Source organism: Paenibacillus sp. OK076, from assembly GCF_900110055.1.
Taxonomy (GTDB): Bacteria; Bacillota; Bacilli; order Paenibacillales; family Paenibacillaceae; genus Paenibacillus.
In genome coordinates, this window is record NZ_FOCH01000004.1 from 328,216 (window position 1) to 346,319 (window position 18,104).

Annotated in this window: 19 protein-coding genes; 15 read left to right on the top strand and 4 right to left on the bottom strand. The window is 47.8% G+C overall.

Going from position 1 to position 18,104, the window contains the following annotated elements; genetic code table 11:
- Positions 1 to 43: 43 nt before the first annotated feature.
- Entirely contained in the window at positions 44 to 415 is a 372-nt protein-coding gene (locus tag BMY78_RS26265) for an ArsR/SmtB family transcription factor (protein ID WP_053779670.1), read from the bottom strand.
- Between the two features lie 263 nt (positions 416 to 678).
- On the opposite strand from BMY78_RS26265, the gene BMY78_RS26270 reads away from it, so the two are divergent.
- The 7 genes from BMY78_RS26270 to BMY78_RS26300 all read left to right on the top strand — a co-directional run bounded on the left by BMY78_RS26270 (position 679) and on the right by BMY78_RS26300 (position 8,717).
- A complete protein-coding gene (locus tag BMY78_RS26270; protein ID WP_090904264.1) occupies positions 679 to 3,060 on the top strand; it encodes a heavy metal translocating P-type ATPase in 2,382 nt (793 codons plus the stop codon).
- Between the two features lie 117 nt (positions 3,061 to 3,177).
- Positions 3,178 to 3,537 carry an SdpI family protein gene (locus BMY78_RS26275; protein WP_090904265.1) on the top strand — a complete coding sequence of 120 codons (360 nt, stop codon included), beginning with the start codon at positions 3,178 to 3,180 and terminating at the stop codon, positions 3,535 to 3,537.
- A gap of 244 nt (positions 3,538 to 3,781) precedes the next feature.
- Positions 3,782 to 4,219, top strand: a complete 438-nt coding sequence (locus tag BMY78_RS26280; protein WP_090904266.1) for a MerR family transcriptional regulator — start codon at positions 3,782 to 3,784, stop codon at positions 4,217 to 4,219.
- A 141-nt stretch (positions 4,220 to 4,360) separates the two neighbouring features.
- A complete protein-coding gene (locus tag BMY78_RS26285; RefSeq protein ID WP_072734865.1) occupies positions 4,361 to 5,578 on the top strand; it encodes an MFS transporter in 1,218 nt (405 codons plus the stop codon).
- A 19-nt stretch (positions 5,579 to 5,597) separates the two neighbouring features.
- The gene (locus BMY78_RS26290) at positions 5,598 to 6,020 is read left to right on the top strand and encodes a universal stress protein (RefSeq protein ID WP_090904267.1); all 423 of its coding nucleotides are present in this window, start codon (positions 5,598 to 5,600) and stop codon (positions 6,018 to 6,020) included.
- 90 nt (positions 6,021 to 6,110) lie between these two features.
- Complete coding sequence (locus BMY78_RS26295; RefSeq protein WP_090904268.1) at positions 6,111 to 7,535, top strand: aldehyde dehydrogenase family protein; 1,425 nt, start codon at positions 6,111 to 6,113, stop codon at positions 7,533 to 7,535.
- A 366-nt stretch (positions 7,536 to 7,901) separates the two neighbouring features.
- Entirely contained in the window at positions 7,902 to 8,717 is an 816-nt protein-coding gene (locus BMY78_RS26300; RefSeq protein ID WP_177185878.1) for a MerR family transcriptional regulator, read from the top strand.
- 154 nt (positions 8,718 to 8,871) lie between these two features.
- On the opposite strand, the gene BMY78_RS26305 is transcribed toward BMY78_RS26300, so the two are convergent.
- A complete protein-coding gene (locus BMY78_RS26305; RefSeq protein ID WP_076290504.1) occupies positions 8,872 to 9,360 on the bottom strand; it encodes a GAF domain-containing protein in 489 nt (162 codons plus the stop codon).
- A 186-nt stretch (positions 9,361 to 9,546) separates the two neighbouring features.
- Here BMY78_RS26305 and BMY78_RS26310 point away from each other — a divergent pair, with 186 nt between their 5' ends.
- The 5 genes from BMY78_RS26310 (at position 9,547) to BMY78_RS26330 (ending at position 13,150) form a co-directional block, all read left to right on the top strand.
- The gene (locus BMY78_RS26310; protein ID WP_090904270.1) at positions 9,547 to 9,843 is read left to right on the top strand and encodes a hypothetical protein; all 297 of its coding nucleotides are present in this window, start codon (positions 9,547 to 9,549) and stop codon (positions 9,841 to 9,843) included.
- 197 nt (positions 9,844 to 10,040) lie between these two features.
- Entirely contained in the window at positions 10,041 to 10,613 is a 573-nt protein-coding gene (locus BMY78_RS26315) for a GNAT family N-acetyltransferase (protein WP_090904271.1), read from the top strand.
- Between the two features lie 204 nt (positions 10,614 to 10,817).
- Positions 10,818 to 12,326 carry an MDR family MFS transporter gene (locus BMY78_RS26320; RefSeq protein WP_256222442.1) on the top strand — a complete coding sequence of 503 codons (1,509 nt, stop codon included), beginning with the start codon at positions 10,818 to 10,820 and terminating at the stop codon, positions 12,324 to 12,326.
- A gap of 118 nt (positions 12,327 to 12,444) precedes the next feature.
- Positions 12,445 to 12,933 (top strand): hypothetical protein, encoded by a 489-nt coding sequence (locus BMY78_RS26325; RefSeq protein WP_090904273.1) that lies wholly within the window; start codon positions 12,445 to 12,447, stop codon positions 12,931 to 12,933.
- A 31-nt stretch (positions 12,934 to 12,964) separates the two neighbouring features.
- Positions 12,965 to 13,150, top strand: a complete 186-nt coding sequence (locus tag BMY78_RS26330; RefSeq protein ID WP_143067085.1) for a hypothetical protein — start codon at positions 12,965 to 12,967, stop codon at positions 13,148 to 13,150.
- Positions 13,151 to 13,240: 90 nt separating this feature from the next.
- Here the strand turns inward: BMY78_RS26330 and BMY78_RS26335 are convergent, their stop codons facing one another.
- Positions 13,241 to 13,702: a MarR family winged helix-turn-helix transcriptional regulator gene (locus BMY78_RS26335; protein WP_062326256.1), complete on the bottom strand. Its 462-nt coding sequence runs from the start codon at positions 13,700 to 13,702 to the stop codon at positions 13,241 to 13,243.
- A gap of 294 nt (positions 13,703 to 13,996) precedes the next feature.
- On the opposite strand from BMY78_RS26335, the gene BMY78_RS26340 reads away from it, so the two are divergent.
- Entirely contained in the window at positions 13,997 to 15,313 is a 1,317-nt protein-coding gene (locus tag BMY78_RS26340) for an MFS transporter (protein WP_090904275.1), read from the top strand.
- Positions 15,314 to 15,416: 103 nt separating this feature from the next.
- On the opposite strand, the gene BMY78_RS26345 is transcribed toward BMY78_RS26340, so the two are convergent.
- Positions 15,417 to 15,695 (bottom strand): hypothetical protein, encoded by a 279-nt coding sequence (locus BMY78_RS26345; RefSeq protein ID WP_256222423.1) that lies wholly within the window; start codon positions 15,693 to 15,695, stop codon positions 15,417 to 15,419.
- A gap of 299 nt (positions 15,696 to 15,994) precedes the next feature.
- Between BMY78_RS26345 and BMY78_RS26350 the strand changes: the two genes are divergently transcribed.
- Together BMY78_RS26350 and BMY78_RS26355 are read left to right on the top strand one after the other, a co-directional pair.
- On the top strand, positions 15,995 to 16,726 hold the full coding sequence (locus BMY78_RS26350) for an ABC transporter ATP-binding protein (RefSeq protein WP_063567817.1): 732 nt from the start codon (positions 15,995 to 15,997) through the stop codon (positions 16,724 to 16,726).
- 20 nt (positions 16,727 to 16,746) lie between these two features.
- The gene (locus BMY78_RS26355; RefSeq protein ID WP_090904276.1) at positions 16,747 to 17,997 is read left to right on the top strand and encodes an ABC transporter permease; all 1,251 of its coding nucleotides are present in this window, start codon (positions 16,747 to 16,749) and stop codon (positions 17,995 to 17,997) included.
- Positions 17,998 to 18,104: the final 107 nt, after the last annotated feature.

An 18,104-nucleotide genomic window follows, 5' to 3' on the forward strand; every position in this document is an offset into this window, starting at 1 on the left:
CCGAGAGACGGGGGTTCTGTTGTGTGAACAGGCAGGCTGATGCCTAGCCATGTTTAATATGTTGGAGCGTCTGCAGGAAGATCTGCTCAATGTGTGCATCATCCAGAGAATAATACACAGTCTTGCCTTCTTTGCGCCGCTTGACAATCCGCATGTTGCGGAGTGACCGCAGCTGGTGCGAAATGGCCGACTGTCCCATATCGAGCAGCACCGTCAGATCATGCACACATAATTCCTTCTGCAACAGCGCATCAATAATACGAAGCCGTGTCGGGTCGCTGAAAGCCTTGAACCAATCAGCCATCTCGGAAGAGGTCTCGCGATCCATGAGAGAAGCACGAATGGTTTGCACGTCAGCCTCTGTTCCAGAGCAGGCCGCGTCGCATTCGGCTGGAGCTTTAACCGGTTGTTCCATTTCCTATCACCACCTATGTTAACTCAACCTTTGATTTGATCAAATGTTTTTCGATAAGCCTATTATATCCAAAAAACGTCTAAAGCGAAATAATTACTATTAGCATATTCTGTATGAAAAATCAACTGGAATTGTTGACACTCATGTTTAAGCGTGCATATAATAGAGTTAACAAAACATATGAATGATTGCTCATATATTGATTTAAAATCAAAAAAATTACGGATAACTTTGTCTTACGTACTGCAAAGGGGAGAGTTCACATGGGAACCGGACAGGAACAGGTGAAAAGGGAACTGCTGCTGGATGGATTGGATTGCGCGAACTGCGCATTGAAGATTGAGAATGGCGTCAAAAAAATTAAAGGCATTACCGATTGCTCGGTCAATTTTGTGACCAAAACCTTATCCATGCACACCACATCCGATATGGATGAGCAGGTGGTGGAAGAAGCGAAGCGCAAAGTGCTTCGGCTGGAACCGCATATTCGCATCTCGGAAAAAGGTAAATCATCACAAGGCAGTCGTGGTGCTGCTGATTCAATAAATCACGCCAAAGGCAATGTGCACGCCCATGCAGGCAGCGGGGCTCACACGCATGAGCATACTTCGAGTGGGCACGATCATGCTGGTTACTCCCATGACCATGATCATACACATGACCACGGTCATCATCACGGAGCCCAAGACCACACGCATGATCATGGAAGTCATGCTGGACATGATCACGGTCATGCAGATAGTCACAATCATGACGCGCATGCCGGACACTCGCATGAACATGGCGCTGGGCAGACAAAGGTGCTGCTGGCACGTTTGGCGGCAGGGTCCATTTTGGTAGCAGCCGCGATCTGGTCTCCGCTAGAAGGATGGGCACAGCTTGCGCTCTATGTTGTTGCTTATCTGATCGCAGGGGGAGATATCGTTCTCCAGGCGTTCAAAAATATCATTCGCGGTCAGGTATTCGATGAATACTTCCTGATGTCCGTGGCCACCATCGGTGCTTTTGCCATTGGCCAGTACCCCGAAGGTGTTGCGGTTATGCTCTTCTATCAGCTTGGTGAGCTGTTTCAGGGACTGGCGGTTAATCGCTCAAGGAAGTCGATCCAGTCGCTTATGGATATTCGCCCGGATTATGCCAATATGCTGATTGGCGCGGGAGAAGAGACCAAGCGAGTGTCTCCGGACGAAGTACGTATTGGAGATCGCATCGTGGTTAAAGCGGGTGAGCGAGTACCTCTGGACGGTATCGTTAAGGCAGGTCGCTCCATGGTGGACACTTCCGCTCTGACAGGTGAGTCCGTTCCGCGTGAACTGGAACCCGGCAGTGATGTGCTGAGTGGGTTCGTGAACAAAAACGGGATGTTGACTATCGAAGTAACAAAAACTTTTGGTGAATCCACGGTATCCAAAATTCTGGACCTGGTGCAGAATGCGAGCAGCCGCAAAGCCAAAACGGAACATTTTATTAGCAAATTTGCCCGTTATTATACGCCGGTTGTCGTCATTCTTGCCGCTTTGATTGCACTCGTTCCGCCGCTGGTACTCAGTGGTGCGACATTCGCCGATTGGATCTATCGTGCACTGGTCTTCCTCGTGATCTCTTGTCCGTGTGCGCTGGTCGTGTCCATTCCGCTTGGTTTTTTCGGCGGCATCGGAGCTGCCTCGCGTAATGGGATACTCATCAAAGGAAGTAACTACCTTGAAGCCTTGAACGATGTCAAAGTCGTTGTTTTCGATAAAACGGGTACCCTAACCAAAGGTGTGTTCAAAGTTACAGCTATTCGCCCTGAAGGCAGGCGTACGGAAGATGAATTGATGGAGCTTGCTGCAATTGCCGAGGCCCATTCCAATCATCCGATTGCTGAATCCATTCGCGCAGCTTGGGCGAAAGATATTCGGACCCAGGGTGTGGATGATTACGATGAGGTTGCAGGGCATGGCATCAAGGTCACTGTGGATGGACGTGAAGTGCTTGCAGGTAACGCCAAATTGATGGAACAGGCAGGTATCTCCTACACAACTCCGCAAACCGTGGGTACGGTGGTGCACATTGCCGAATCCGGTTCATATGTCGGTCACCTGATCATTGCCGATGAGGTGAAGGATGATGCAGCGGCAGCCATTCAGGCACTCAAGAAGCTCGGTATTCGCAAAACGGTCATGCTGACCGGGGATGCCAAGGCTGTTGGTGAAGCTGTAGGGCGTGAGCTGGGTGTCGATGAAGTATACGCTGAGCTGCTGCCACAGCATAAAGTCGAACAGCTGGAGCGGCTCGAAGCTGCCAAATCACCGAAAGAGAAAATGGTGTTTGTCGGTGATGGTATTAACGATACACCAGTTCTGGCGCGCGCCGATGTAGGTGTAGCGATGGGTGGACTTGGTTCGGATGCCGCGATTGAAGCGGCAGACGTTGTCATCATGACGGATGAACCCTCCAGACTGGCAAGTGCGATCCGGATTGCAAAACGGACTCGAACCATTGTCTGGCAAAATATCGGTTTTGCGTTGGGTGTCAAAGCGATTTTCTTACTGCTGGGTGTATTCGGCATTGCCACCATGTGGGAAGCGGTATTCTCTGATGTTGGGGTGACCGTGCTGGCTGTCCTGAACGCCATGCGTGTACTGCGGGTGAAGGACATTTAAGTTTTACGAAACGATCCGGACGGCTCTTCGTATATACGTAGAGCCGTTTTTATCTTTCATGGCTTCATGTATATACGTTTAATTGCACATTGAAAGTGAAGAGAAGGGGAGAACATTGTGGCAGGAGCAATTGTTGGGATTATATGCGGAGTGTGCTATTTCATTTTGGGATTAATGGTGTACAAAAAGCCGCCGAAAAGGATTAATGGCATATATGGTTATCGTACTCCGCGAGCAATGAGTCATCCCGATTTATGGGAAGAAGCGCAACGTTATAGCGCCAATCTGATGATGCAGTTTGGTGTGATTATTACGGTATTCGGCATAATCGGTTTTTGGCTTACGGATGTACGAGCTTTGGTTCTAAGTCTTGTGGCTACAGGATTCTATACATTCAGGCTGTTTACCAGAGTCGAAGGCCGTTTGAAGCAAATGCAGCGTGTACAGCAAGAGGAACAGAAGGAGCAAGGTGCGTAGAGTAGGATGTGAAATCGCACCTGAACGAAGATCCGCGAGAGCGGATCTTTTTGCATCTTATAGAGGCGGTGAAACAACTAGAAACTACTTTTAACAACGTATTGTAAAATTTACACTGAGATAATCTGTTCATGTTTGAAACATACTACATACTCAAGCTTAAAATCTAACGTTGACGTTAACGTTAATAATATATATAATTATGTACATAACATTATAGACATATTAAAGTGAGGTGAAGGAAATGAGTTTATATAAAATTGATGATGTAGCGAAGGAATGTGGTTTGACCAAGCGTACCATTCGGTATTACGAAGAGATCGGTGTTATGCCTTCACCTCAGCGGACGGACGGTGGCACACGATTATACACCCGGGATGATATCGATTATCTCAAAAAGGTGGTTCGGGCGAAGGAAGTGCTTGGTTTTTCGCTTCAGGAGCTGCATACGTATGTGGCAACGGCGGATGCGCTGAACGAACAGCGTTTTGACTATCAGCAGACTACTGAAGTGAGAGAACGGATCGAAAAACTCACCAAGATGGAAACGACGTTGGATGACCAGCTGCAGCTGATTGAGCAGAAACTTCAGCGTATTCACGCCGTTCAAGAGGAACTTGAGGAATTGCGTGAACGGGTTCAGAACGGCATTCGGCGATTAGAAGGGCAAAAGAACACATAATTAGTATTACACGATAAGCACCGGGAGATCCGGTGTCATTTGTGCCGTTTTCTTACCTATATTTCTGAAAATAAAAATGATAATTTCATTGTTTTTCACAATTACTTCACAACATAAATCATGAATCAGGAGGAATTACGTATGAAAAGAGAACCCTCACTACCTGACGAATTGCCGTCATCCCGTGGTGGGCTGTTATCCCAGCCCAGAGCGGTATGGGCAGTAGCCTTCGCCTGTATCATCTCCTTTATGGGATTAGGATTGGTCGACCCGATTTTGCCTGCGATTGCAGATCAACTGCATGCTTCCAAAAGCCAGGTATCTTTATTGTTTACAAGTTATAACGCAGTTACCGGGGTAGCCATGCTGATTACAGGTGTTGTATCCAGCCGGATTGGTGTGAAGTGGACACTGCTCAGCGGGATTCTGCTGATCATTGTTTTCTCTTTCCTCGGCGGGACCTCTGACACTGTAGGTGCGCTTGTCGGTTACCGTGGTGGTTGGGGACTGGGGAATGCCCTTTTCATCGCAACTGCATTATCCGCTATTGTAGGACTGTCCACTTCGGGGACAGCCAAAGCGATTATTTTATACGAAGCAGCGCTTGGTCTGGGGATTGCCGTTGGTCCATTGCTCGGTGGTGAACTGGGTTCCATCTCATGGCGTGGCCCGTTCTATGGTGTTGCTGTTCTGATGGCGATTGCTTTTATCAGTATTACGTTTATGCTACCTAAGATGGCCAAACCGAAAACACGTAGTTCCTTGTCCGATCCGTTCAAGGCTTTGGGTTATCCTTCACTGAAAACATTGGCGATTACGGCCTTTCTGTATAACTTTGGATTCTTTACCTTGATGGCTTATTCGCCTTATGTCATGAATCTGGATGAGCACGGACTCGGTTATGTATTCTTTGGTTGGGGTTTGATGCTGGCAATTACGTCTGTATTTGTTGCACCAAGATTGCAACGTCGATTCGGATCGGTTCCTTCCATGAGCGTTATGCTGACCCTGTTCGCCATTGATTTGCTGGTAATGGCTGTAGGTACGGTAATGGGATCATCCACAACGGTTATTGTGGCCGTTATCGTTGCCGGGATTTTCCTCGGGATCAACAACACATTAATTACGACTGCAGTTATGGAAGCTGCTCCAGTGGAACGTTCTGTGGCATCGGCTGCATATAGCTTTGTCCGGTTCCTTGGAGGTGCGCTGGCACCTTGGCTTGCTGGTAAATTGTCCGAGTGGTTCCTGCCGGAGACACCGTTTTATTTTGGCGCATTGATGGTTCTGATCGGGGTCGTTGTGCTTCTGGTACGCCGCAGACATCTGCGCGATATCGATGCTGCCATTACGCATTAATGAACAGGAGGAATGGAAAATGCTGAAACGAATATTGGTTGCTGTCGATGGGTCGGTTCATGCACACAAAGGTCTGGAGCAAGCTGTTGTTCTGGCAGAAAGTCTGAAACAACCGGCTTCTTTGATTATCGTACATGTTAATCCTTCGATCTCGCTAAATGAGCCCGCACTGGGTGTGGATCTGGAAGCACGGATCGCAGAAGAAGGACAGCATATTATACAACCTGTTAATGAATTGTTAGCCGCTCGTTCTGTTCATTATGAAACGTTGCTGATTGCTGGTGATCCCGTGAATGAGATCTGCCGTGTAGCCAAGGATAGAGACTGTGATCTCATTGTGATGGGGACGGCCGGGAAAAGCATGCTCGCTGAAATCGTGGTGGGCAGTGTCAGCCACGGCGTCTTGAAACATGCAGGATGTCCGGTAATGACTGTAAAATAGTGGTATGACTTTCTTGTGTTGATGATGCTAAAGTGGTGTATAAATAGGTATGGGATAACGCTGCGTTAAACATGAATGGAGGATACAACAATGAAAAAACAACATCTGTTCATCGGGGGCAAGCCCACCGAATCAGTAGACTATATAGCACTCCAGGCACCGTACTCGAAAGAAACACTGGCAGAAGTATCCTCGGCGACAGCGGAGGAAGTGGAAGCCGCGATTGCGGCCGCAGTTCAGGCACGCAAAGAGATGCGCAGAATGCCTGCCCATCAGCGTGCAGACATCCTTTACAAGCTGTCCACCCTGCTGGAAGAACGGAAGGAAGAAGCAGCACGGATCATTGCGCTGGAGGCAGCGAAGCCGATTACTGCGGCGCTCGCCGAGGTTGATCGTACGGTGGAAACGTATCGTTTCGCCGCAGAAGAAGCCAAGCGGCTCACCGGAGAGACAGTTCCCATGGATGCAGCCAAAGGCGGCGAAGGACGCGTAGGCTACACGATGCGGCAGCCTTTGGGTGTTATTGGAGCCATTACGCCGTTTAATTTTCCGATGAACCTGGTGGCTCACAAAGTAGGACCGGCGCTGGCAGCAGGTAATACGATTGTGTTGAAACCTGCGGAGCAGACACCGTTGTCTTCGTATTATATTGCCAATTTGCTTCAGGAAGCGGGATTACCGGATGGCGCATTGAATGTGGTGAGCGGTGACGGCAAAACGATCGGTGATGTACTTGTAGAGCATCCTGACGTGGCCCATATTACGTTTACAGGCAGCCCTGCTGTAGGTACCAGCATTCGCAGCAAAGCCGGACTGAAACGCGTAACATTGGAGCTGGGGTCCAATGCAGCCGTCATTATAGATGCGGATGCCAATTTGGATAAGGTGGTACCGAGATGTGTGACCGGGGCTTTTACTTACCAAGGTCAGGTATGTATTTCACTGCAGCGAATCTATGTGCATAGCGCGATTGCGGATGAGTTCATTCGTCGTTTTGCAGAAGCAGCCCAAAAAGTCGTAGTTGGAGACCCGTTGAATCCGGATACCGTTGTCTCTGCGCTCATCACATCCAAAGATGTACAGCGTACGCTGGATTGGATCGATGAAGCGAAGCAGGCAGGCGCTGAGGTGGCGACAGGTGGCGAAGCCGAGGGAGGCGTATTGCGTCCAACCGTACTGATTAACGTTCCGCGAGATGCCAAGGTGTCTTGTCAGGAGGTCTTTGCCCCGATCGTTGTCATTAATTCGGTGGATTCGGTTGAAGAAGGCATTGAGCATGTGAATGATTCCATCTACGGGCTTCAGGCAGGTGTGTTTACCAATGATATTCATACTGCATTGCATGCAGCGGACCACATCGAAGCTGGCGGCGTGATGATTAACGATATTCCCACTTTCCGTGTGGATCATATGCCTTATGGCGGTGTGAAGCAGAGCGGGATGGGACGTGAAGGTGTTAAATATGCCGTAGAGGAAATGACCGAATTGAAGTTTGTCATGTTTAACAAGAATTAAGATCCAACCGTGAGACGATGGATATTCGAGATAAAATAGAAACTGGTGATCCTGTGCCCAAGTTAGCGGGTACAGGATTTTTTCTTTTTCTGCGTTCAGCCCATACCGTAAAAAAATACATAGCCTTTCTTTATTAACCCCGGGTTCACATCTGATGAGAAGGGTATAAATACTTATCATACCGCAAATCTACCAATGACATGCCGTTCATATCACCGAAGCGTTGTGTATCCATCCAGAGAATGAACGGATTACTGGGGTACAGAATTGATGGAAGTCTTATAATATCTCACTTAAATTTAAATAAAATGCAGTATGAACAAGCCTGAACCTTGGAGTTACAGGCCAGACAGGAGGTGTATTCCAATGGCATATTCCATGGTTGATGTATCCGGGATGTCCGGTGTAAGTCTGAGTGAATTGGGACAGTATGCAGAGAAAGGTCTGCTGAATCCAGCCTTCGTGGGTCAAGATGAGGATATCTACTATGAGAAGCCGGAGCTGCTGAGACTACAGCAGATTCTGTTCTGTAAAGAAGTAGGCATGGAGGAGGAAGAGATTGGCCCCATGCTCAGGGATACTCCCCGGGACATGATCCGTATTATGCAGCAGCATCGGATCGAGATGCTGGAGAAGGCACTTCATCTCCACGGAATGATTCAGACACTGGACAAAACCATCTCTTACTTACGTGGAGAGCAGGAAATGGATGAGTACGAACTGTACGCCGGGTTTTCCAGTAAGGGGCGTCACCAGCTTCTGAATGAACCGATCTCTGACCGAGCGCCAAAGAATGACTATTCTGAACGGATGCATACAGAGAACAGTCAGAACTACAACGCCAATTCACCGGAGCAGTCCACAATGCCTGATGGTCAGGAGATGAAGACGAAGGAAGATTTTCTCGATTCACAGGCGAAGATTGATCGAATTCACTTGGACTTGCAGGACGCTATTGAAGAAGGGTTAGAACCCGGCAGCCCGGAAGTACAGCAGATTATTGGCAGACATCTCGATTGGATCAAGGATTATTACACCCCAACCGCAGAGATTTACCGGGATTTGGCCAATCTGTACGTTGAGCACAAAAATTTTCGTCAGATGTATGATGGCTACCACCCCAAGTTGGCCGAGTTTTTGCGAGACGGGATGATGATTAAGGCGGAACAGGATTTATCCTAGCTGCATAAAGTATCTTGGGCGAGCAGAACATGGGTGTGAAGAAAAATAATCATAACAAAGAGCGCAGATCCTCTAGGAGAGTGCGCTCTTTGTTATTGCATATCATCGTATGACCGATGAACTCTGCATCGGCTTAAGACCTTATTTCAGGCAGTTAGGACAATTCCAGCTGCTCAGTGATCAGGCTTACCGCCTTTTCCAGGAAGATGCGGTCTTCATCGTCAAAACGGTTTTTGAGCGGGCTGTCGATGTCGAGCACCCCGTACAATTCGCCGTTTTTGATAATGGGTACAACAATTTCACTGTTCGATGCGGCATCACAGGCGATATGGCCTGGAAAGGCATGAACATCTTCAACGACCATGGTACGTCGCTCCGCAGCAGAAGTGCCGCATACACCGCGCCCAAGTGGAATACGGATGCAGGCAGGCAGTCCCTGGAATGGACCGAGTACAAGTTCTTTTCCATCATACAGATAGAATCCGACCCAATTGGTGTCGGTCATAAATACATTGAGCAACGCCGCAGCGTTTGCCAGATTGGCAATAGCGCTAGGTTCATCGCGGATCAGAGCACTTAACTGTCCCAGGACGGCGGTTTGCTGCTCGCTTCGTGTTCCTTCATAAGAAACAGCTTGAAACATGATGAATCACCCTCCCGAGCAAAAATGGTACTTATTTTCAAGATAGTGCAGAGCCTGCGGTTAGTCAAGCGGAGGATTTCGGAAAGGGCAGGTCAATTATGAAATTTCCTCCTGTTTCTCATCTTCCTGGGTGGGGTAAATACTTAGCAACCACGGCGGGCTACAACCCGGGAAGGAGCTTGGCTTATGCATGCAGAGGTACAGAATCTTTTTGTACGAATTCATCTTCTATATTTGGCCCAAAATCAGGATTTAACCGTTAGCGACGCATTGCCTCTATTGGAAGAACGGGGGTATCGCGTTGGAGAACGGGAGATCAAGCAGGAGCTTGAGCATCTGACACAGGAGAACTTCCTGACCGCCCATGGAGATCAATGGAGCCTTACCGGGACAGGCATTGAGGAGTTTAAGGAAATCTTAGCCGTGTTCGGCCGGGTTAGTGAAGAGTTGCTGGCGTCGGACAAGAAGACGTCTACAGCCTGAACCTAAATTCGGATAAGGTGTGCCGAAATTAGGATGTAAACTTGAGCTGTTCTTACGTACAACAAGACCGGGAGGGGAAGTGGCCCGGTTTTTTGACGTGATCATGATGATTGAACAGTTGCCATTCGGTGCAGGTTATGGTTAGATGGCTATTGAATATGAGGTCTGTGGGATAGATCGGATCGGAGTGTCTTTTCATGTATAAATGCAAAGGGAGAATTCCCGAACTAGAGACAGGGCGGCTGCGTTTGCGTAAAATGCGCCGCCGGGATGCGGCCCAGATGTTCGCTTGCTGGTCTGACCGGGAAGTGACCCGTTATATGAATTTGGCGCCTATGATCGGGACAAGTGAGGCTGCGGATATGATCGGGCTGCTGAACCATATGGCAGGAGAAGAGGAGGCGATTCGCTGGGGCATTGAACTCAAGGAAACGGGCCGAATCATCGGAAGCTGCGGATATAACACTTGGCAACTTGAAGGTGCATTCCGTGGGGAGATCGGTTATGAACTGGGGCGCGACTACTGGCGTCACGGTTATATGACGGAAGCATTTTCGGTCATGTTACCATTTGGGTATGAGACGATGGGTCTCAATCGGATTGAAGCGCTGGTTGATCCGCGCAATCTGGCTTCGGGAGAGTTTCTGACGAACCGAGGCTTCACGCGGGAAGGCCTGCTGCGTCAGGTGCAGCACACGTCTACCGGGTATAAGGATATGGTGATGTACTCCCTGTTGTATGATGAGTTTTTGCGTAAGAGAGATAAATAAAGAAAGCAACGAAGGGGCAGAACAAAGCTGGAGAAGCGTAGCGTTCGCATTTATCACCGGATTTCCCCTTTGAAGGGGATGAAAAAAATCTGGGGATAACAGCGATCAAAAGGTTGTTCTGGTTCGTAGTGGGCTGTGTAAATCAATGTTCCAATTATATAGAGAATTGAAGAGAGAAGGGTTTGTGTGAATACAACAGGAGGTTTGAACCGCAGTTTCATCCTGGCGGGATTGCTGCTGGCGACTTTTTTATCTGCAATCGAAGGTACAGTGATTGGTCCGGCAGGGCCAACCATTGTCAGTGAGCTGGGAAGTGTACAGCTGTTGAGCTGGATTTTCACGGCTTATCTGTTAACGATGGCTGTGAGCACGCCGATTTTCGGCAAAATCAGTGATATATACGGACGAAAGCCAGTATTCCTGATTGGATGTGCTTTATTCTTACTGGGTTCGCTTCTTTGCTGCCTTTCGCAGAATATGGAGCAGCTGATTATTTTTCGAGCGATTCAAGGGATTGGTGCAGGTGCGGTTGTGCCTGTTACGTTTACGATTATTGGCGACATCTACCGCATTGAAGAACGAGGCAAAATACAGGGCTGGATCAGCTCCGTGTGGGGCATTTCATCTCTGGTCGGACCGCTGCTGGGCGGTTATTTCGTAGATAATCTGGGCTGGCAATGGATCTTTGGGTTCAATTTGCCGTTCGGACTGCTGGCGATGTGGTTTGTGTTTCGTTATCTGAAGGAAGAAATGTCTCCGCGTACCGCGAAAATTGACTATATGGGTGCGTTGACCTTTACCGTCGGTATTACAGCATTGCTCTTTGTATTGTCCGCGGGTGGACAGTATTATGCCTGGAGTTCTCCTATTATTGTGGGACTGAGTATTGTCGCTATTTTATTTATGATTTTATTTTTTGTGGTGGAAAAAAGAGCCCAGGCCCCGATGGTACCGCTCCATCTATTCCGTATTCGGGACATCCGGGTGGCGAATATCGCCGGATTACTGACCAGTACCCTGATGATTGGCCTAACCAGTTATTTGCCACTATGGGTGCAGGGGGTTCGGGGCGGTAATGCGACTGAATCCGGGTTGCTGCTTGCGCCGATGTCTGTTGGCTGGCTGATCGGTAGTGTACTTGCCGGCCGTCTGTTAATGAAGATTGGATCACGCTTAACAGCGGTGATTGGCTTAACCGGGATCGCCATTGGATCGGGAGGACTTTTCCTGGTCGGTGGAACATCGCCTCAAGCCGTACTGTTTATATTGACGTTTATTTACGGACTCGGCTTCGGATTTGCTTTTACCATATTCACGATCATTTCACAGTCGTCTGTTGGGTATAAAGAGCGTGGATCTTCCACGGCGTTACATACCTTTATGCGTACGCTTGGACAAACCATCGGTGCAGCAGCCTTCGGCACATGGTTGAACTACCGGATATCCACGTTGTCGAGCGAGCAGCATCTGGCTGAGGCTGGGATTTCGGATGGGGACCTGAATCAACTGCTTGCTCCACATACGGAAGCCGCTCTGTCGGATGACAAATGGGCACTTCTGCGTAACGTGCTGGAAGGAAGTCTGCATTCCTTGTTCATCATTATGTTTGTCATTGCTATTATCTCATGGGTAACGACATTGGCTTTACGCAAACGGTTAATCGTTCCTGAAGATGCAGATGCTCCGCCGCAAGCGCAAGCTTCTGGGCAGTAAACGAAGTGAAAAGAATAATCATTGGATTAAGGCAGCTGTTTCTCAGCTGCTTTTTTGTTATTATTTTCTAGAAGGGATTATCTATAATTTACAATAATGGAATGGGAGGCGAATTAAGATGAGTAAGCAATCCCTGCAATCGTTCCGGTATGTGCCCTTTCCAATCAAGCTGCTGGCAGTCCTTATGACTTGCATTTCACTTTCCATCGTTGTCGGACTCATGCAATATGTTCCCTTGGCGGAACGAGCGGAAGATACATATTACTATCCCTTCTGGTATACATTGATCATAAGCACTCTTATCAATTTGGCTGTTCTTCTGTTTCTGATCCTGCCTTTATCGCTATTTGTGGACCAAGTGCTTGCTTCTCTGAAAATGAACAGACCTGTATCCAGGGTAATATATACAATCGTAGCTTATTTTCTTCTTGGTGTAGGCAGTGCGCTGTTGTTCTCCATCTTTGTGTACAGAATGCATGCCTTTCAGAATGCTGGCCCTTATCAATACGTAGTCATAACAACTTTTGTTTTTTTACTGTGGCAATCAGGTCTGGGATGGATCTTGAATAGATCACGTAAGCAGAAGCAGCAGACCAGCACAGGATAATATAGATATCTCATTTGGAGTAGGGGTGAGGATGATGTTTCCCAATAATCTGAATTCGTCCAATGAAGATGAAGCCAAAAGCAAGTACGAAGAGACGCAGAGGGAGATTGAGGGTCACAGCCGTTCAGGTCTGTCCAGTTACATTGTGGATTTGCTCATTGCAGGTGGATTGGTTGTTGCTGTTCTCACGGTGTTGATGTGGATTCTGTACCTTTGATTAGATTAATAAACAAATACGAATAACCGGTACCGCCTATTTAGGCGAACCGGTTATTTTTAATTTGGATCAGGTGATATGGGGCTGGCCTTAGCCGTTTGCGGATAAACGATCCGCACCAAGTGCAAGCCTTTCCAACAGCTCAGAGAGCAATGTCTTATCATCCTCGCTCAGACCGCTGACAGCACGATCTATTTTGTGAGCGTACCCTGGATAGATGTCATCCATCGTACGCTGACCTTCCTCAGTCAATTCCACGAAAATAATGCGTCTGTCCTGCGGACAGTGTTTTCGGTGTAAAAGCCCCTTTTGCTCCAGCTTGTCAATGACATATGTGACATTCCCGCTCTGTAACAGCAGTTGTGCACCGACTTGTTGAATGGGCTGTGCTCCTTTCATATATAACACTTCGAGCACTCCGTAAGCGGTGGGGTTGAAGCCATGCACTTTGCTTCCGGATACAGCGTGTTCATTCACGCTCTTAAATGTCTGGGCCAAGGTGCGGTACAGATGAAGAGAACGTTCGGTTCCGATTTCCTGTAATTCCAGCATACTGATCCCGCCTTTTCAGATTTATTGGAGTTGATGAATTTACATTTGACGATTCAGAGGTTCGCCATATTTCTATTGTAAGCACCTGTTTGCACGAAAAACATGCGATATGTCACAAGATTTGCATTTTTAGCAATTAAAATTTAATCATTTTTCGTATTGTCAGCATTCAGTACTGGAAAAATCATCCTGAAGGCACCGTGGCTTCTCCGTCTCTGGCAGGAGGTGGGGGCACAGCCTGCTCTCTATAATAAATTCATATCATGAATGGGTTGAGGGCGGAGGAGAAGAAGGATGACAAGTGGATTAACGATGCAGGAACGAAGACCCCTGAAGCACAATCGATCTTTTATCACTTTGATGGCTGCGCAGGCTATCTCCAATCTGGGAGACTGGCTGCACCTGCTGGCAATCCTTACGTTGGTGGGCATTCGCTGGAATGCAACGCCGTGGGAGATTACGTTTACCACGCTCTGTGCAGCATTGCCTGTCTTGCTTACCGGACCATTTGCAGGGGCGCTGGCAGACCGGGTCAATCGCAAGTGGCTGATGATCGGCGCAGACGGTGCGCGAATTGTGATCGTTGGAGGGCTCATTTTTGCCGATCAAATCTGGCATGTGTATGTATTGCTTGTTCTCAAGTCTTTATTCGATGTGATGTTCTCACCGGCCAAGAACGGCAAGCTTAAGGAAATTGTGCCTCAGGAGCAATTGGGGCAGGCGGTATCCATCAGCTCGGTGATTGAACAGATGTCCAAAATTATCGGTCCAGCCCTTGGCGGGCTGTTGGTTGCTGCTTTTGGGATTACCTGGTGTTTCGTGTTGGATTCCGCGTCTTTTCTGATCTCAGGCATTATTTTGCTATGGATTCCTGGAGCCCGAGTGATCCAATCTGTGAATCAGAACGTAGAACAAGTAAGGGAAGAGACAGCAGGTGTTGCACAAACAGGTGAAAAAGCTACGTTTTTGAAAGATACAATGGAAGGCATCCGCATGCTCGCATCTCTTCCTCATGTGGGAACCTCGCTGGTCCTGCTTGCTTCAGCCCTTCTGTTTCTGCAATTTGCGGATTCCCAGACGGTAGTCCTGTTCAGACAGCTTCCCGGTATTTCAAGTGATCTGCTCGGATGGTGCGTCGCAGCTAGCGGTGTTGGAACGTTAATTGCAGCGATGAGTGTTCAGAAGTGGAAAAGGGCGGGGCATGTTATCAAGATGGGGCTTGGAACATCATTGATGGGTCTTGTCATTGGTGGAGTAGGAATGATCGTAGGAGTATGGCCGCATGCCGGTCTTGGCGCCAATTTGCTGCTGATATCGTTATTTGCCCTGGCGGGTGTGGGGGTTGGGTTTGCCATTGTTCCGTTCCAAATTCTACTTCAGGAACAAACACCTGAATCCATGACGGGGCGTGTGTTTGGAACGGTTGGCAGCATCATGACAGCCAGTAACATCATGGGTCCGGTGGTAGGTGGATTTTTGGTGACCTCATTCGGAGTTATTCCGGCTTTTATTAGTTCAGGCATTTTGCTGACGCTGCTTGGCGTGATTTATGTAGTGATTCGCAGGCAAAAAAAGAACGATATGGACGGGAGTCTTGCAGCAAATCCATGATAACAGGTGAGTGAAACGAGTATACAAATATGAGATTTTCACTGTAATATAAAAAAGCAGGGGATCCAGATCCCCTGCTTTTTTCGTTTATTATAAAATTATGTTATCGCACGACTGAATGGTACTTTAATATAGATGCGATGCTTTCAAATGAGTGCTTGCCCTCTGCAATATTGACCATGAACTCTACTGCATATTGACGTTCCATTTGCCATTCAACATCAAAAACATCAAAAAAACCTTCCAGTACTTCAGGTCTCACATTTTCAGGTATTTTCAATTGTCTAACTTTTTTGAGTATAATCTCACCTTGACTGTTCTCAATAAATTCAATCTCATCACCTTGTGACACATCGAGCTTATCAATCAAAACCTTTGGCAAGCTAACGCCTAAGCTATTTACCCATTTTACCTATCTTACGAGATAAAATGTTCTTCTTAAAATTGTCCTCTTTCATTTGGGAACCACCATTCATAGTATGTTCCTCCTATCGTATGATCCAACTTAAGAAATGAATACGTAAGTAAGTATAAATGTTAGTACGTTATAACATATAACATGAATTGCAAATGTAAAATCATTATACAAAAGCTCAAAATGATCAAACAATTCCTCAAGAACTCGATTACAATATCAATATAGAACCCAACAAGCACCTGACAGGACAGGGAGTGAATGATATGGAAATCGAAAACGAAGATACAGCCGCACAGGAGTCCATACTGGACGTACATATTACGGAAGCAGGGTATGAGGCGGGTCAATCCACGATTAGGAACATCCGATTACACGTAGCGCCGGGGGAGCTGGTGGGAATTATCGGACCAAATGGGGCTGGCAAAAGCACGACCATCAAAACATTACTTGGCCTGCTTGAGCATGCGAAGTATGAAGTAACCATTGGGGGAGACGGACGCTATGCCTATATCCCGGAACAACCTGTGTTTTACGAATATATGACCCTGTGGGAACATCTCGATCTGGCAGCGGCGGCCTATGAGATGGAGGAAGAGGTCTTTGTTGCCAGGGCGGAGGAGATGTTGGTTCGTTTCGGCATGGATCACGTCCGCAATGATCTTCCGGCCAGTTTTTCCAAGGGGATGCGGCAGAAAATGATGCTGATGATCGGCTTCCTGTCCTCGCCGGATGTATATATTGTGGACGAGCCTTTCATCGGGCTGGACCCACGCGCTACCAAGGATTTTCTGAAGTTGCTGGACGATGAGCGCCGCCGTGGTGCGGGTGTTCTTATGTCAACGCATGTACTGGATACCGCTGAGCGAATCTGTGATCGGTTTATTCTCATCCATTCCGGACGCTCTGCTGCTGAGGGAACACTGGACGAAATCCGTGCAGCAGCAGATTTGCCGGACGCCTCATTGTTTGATTGTTTTGACACACTGACATCCTGACCGGGAAGGGGGGAGAAGAGATGGAGACCTCTCGAGCATATACGCCACTTGGTTTATATAGACGCAGACGCAAGGAGCACTTCAATGAACAGTTAAAAAACCTGAAACTGGTAGTAGATTGGACGGTATGGGTATACCTGCTTATTCCGGGTCTGCTGTATTTCAGCGGATGGTACGTGAGTTTATGGTCCAAACCACTGCCCTCCTGGGCGACCGGATTAACGCTGCCTATACTGACAGGGCTGATCGACATCATTATGCTTACAGGTGGAATTCTTATATTTGTAGAGGAAGCGGATGTGTTGTTCCTGAAATCAAGGTCGCTGTGGATGCGTACATTGATGAAACAAGGGATCTATCGGGGTTGCTTGCAGCATCTGGGTAAAATGATTGCAATTACGGCGTTGACCTCACCACTATGGTCCCGTGTGTATGACATGTCATTTATCCATATCGCGTTAATAGCGATTTGGTTTGGCACAGTAGCTTCATTCCAGGTCATTGTACTCCATATGACGAAAGTACGTTATACCGGATGGAGACGCTGGATTCGCATCATCCCTTTAGCAGTTGCAATGGGCATGTTCACGATTGGGGTAACATCCTGGATGCATGGACACATCTGGACACTGCTTGCAGGCATTGTAGCCGCAATCCTTCTTCTGATTACGGTTGCCCGAATGAGGCTGGAGATGAAGGGAACCTTTGAGGGTGATGTGCGTGAAGATTTACGAGAACGGCTAAAGTTTACCGCCCTTTTACTGAGCCGGTCTGTGACCAAGCCGAAAGCGCCGCGCACCCGGACGATCATATTCCGCAAGCAGCGAAAGTTGCTACGTCATCGAACCATCTCTAATCGGACAGCTGAGACGGCATTCAAAGCATTTTTTCGTAACTCCTCGACTATGAAATTGTACTTGCAGCTTGGGGGCCTTTCGATCGCTGCCGTTGCTTTGCCACCTTTCCCGGTCAATGTAATCGTGTGTGGCTTGTTGGTCATCATGTTAAGTGTACTTTTCTATCGCTCCTGGGAGGTATTTGCAACCTCGGACTATGTTCAGCTCGTATCCTACGATTCGGAGGCGTTAAATCGTGCAGGTGTGACCATGGTACGGATGTTGTTTGTTCCGCTGGGGATTTTAATGGGATTTTCACTGGGGGCAGCTTGGCTAGGCTGGTTGGAAGGTATCGTGACGGCTGTGGCTGTCGTGGCATTCGGGCTGTTCGTCCTGTCTATAACAGGCTGGATTCGGTTCATTCGATCCGCTTAGTTGATATTCTTCCTTGTACAGTAGCATATCAGATGAAGTAACTGACCATGCTATAGGAGACGGATCTTACCATTTTGAAAGTAAGGGATCAGCTCTCGCAAGGAGGA

Coding starts and splice junctions, on each gene's coding strand:
- BMY78_RS26265 (WP_053779670.1), bottom strand. CDS start 415: ATGGAACAACCGGTTAAAGCTCCAGCCGAATGCGACGCGGCCTGCTCT.
- BMY78_RS26270 (WP_090904264.1), top strand. CDS start 679: ATGGGAACCGGACAGGAACAGGTGAAAAGGGAACTGCTGCTGGATGGA.
- BMY78_RS26280 (WP_090904266.1), top strand. CDS start 3,782: ATGAGTTTATATAAAATTGATGATGTAGCGAAGGAATGTGGTTTGACC.
- BMY78_RS26285 (WP_072734865.1), top strand. CDS start 4,361: ATGAAAAGAGAACCCTCACTACCTGACGAATTGCCGTCATCCCGTGGT.
- BMY78_RS26290 (WP_090904267.1), top strand. CDS start 5,598: ATGCTGAAACGAATATTGGTTGCTGTCGATGGGTCGGTTCATGCACAC.
- BMY78_RS26295 (WP_090904268.1), top strand. CDS start 6,111: ATGAAAAAACAACATCTGTTCATCGGGGGCAAGCCCACCGAATCAGTA.
- BMY78_RS26300 (WP_177185878.1), top strand. CDS start 7,902: ATGGCATATTCCATGGTTGATGTATCCGGGATGTCCGGTGTAAGTCTG.
- BMY78_RS26305 (WP_076290504.1), bottom strand. CDS start 9,360: ATGTTTCAAGCTGTTTCTTATGAAGGAACACGAAGCGAGCAGCAAACC.
- BMY78_RS26310 (WP_090904270.1), top strand. CDS start 9,547: ATGCATGCAGAGGTACAGAATCTTTTTGTACGAATTCATCTTCTATAT.
- BMY78_RS26315 (WP_090904271.1), top strand. CDS start 10,041: ATGTATAAATGCAAAGGGAGAATTCCCGAACTAGAGACAGGGCGGCTG.
- BMY78_RS26325 (WP_090904273.1), top strand. CDS start 12,445: ATGAGTAAGCAATCCCTGCAATCGTTCCGGTATGTGCCCTTTCCAATC.
- BMY78_RS26330 (WP_143067085.1), top strand. CDS start 12,965: ATGATGTTTCCCAATAATCTGAATTCGTCCAATGAAGATGAAGCCAAA.
- BMY78_RS26335 (WP_062326256.1), bottom strand. CDS start 13,702: ATGCTGGAATTACAGGAAATCGGAACCGAACGTTCTCTTCATCTGTAC.
- BMY78_RS26340 (WP_090904275.1), top strand. CDS start 13,997: ATGACAAGTGGATTAACGATGCAGGAACGAAGACCCCTGAAGCACAAT.
- BMY78_RS26350 (WP_063567817.1), top strand. CDS start 15,995: ATGGAAATCGAAAACGAAGATACAGCCGCACAGGAGTCCATACTGGAC.
- BMY78_RS26355 (WP_090904276.1), top strand. CDS start 16,747: ATGGAGACCTCTCGAGCATATACGCCACTTGGTTTATATAGACGCAGA.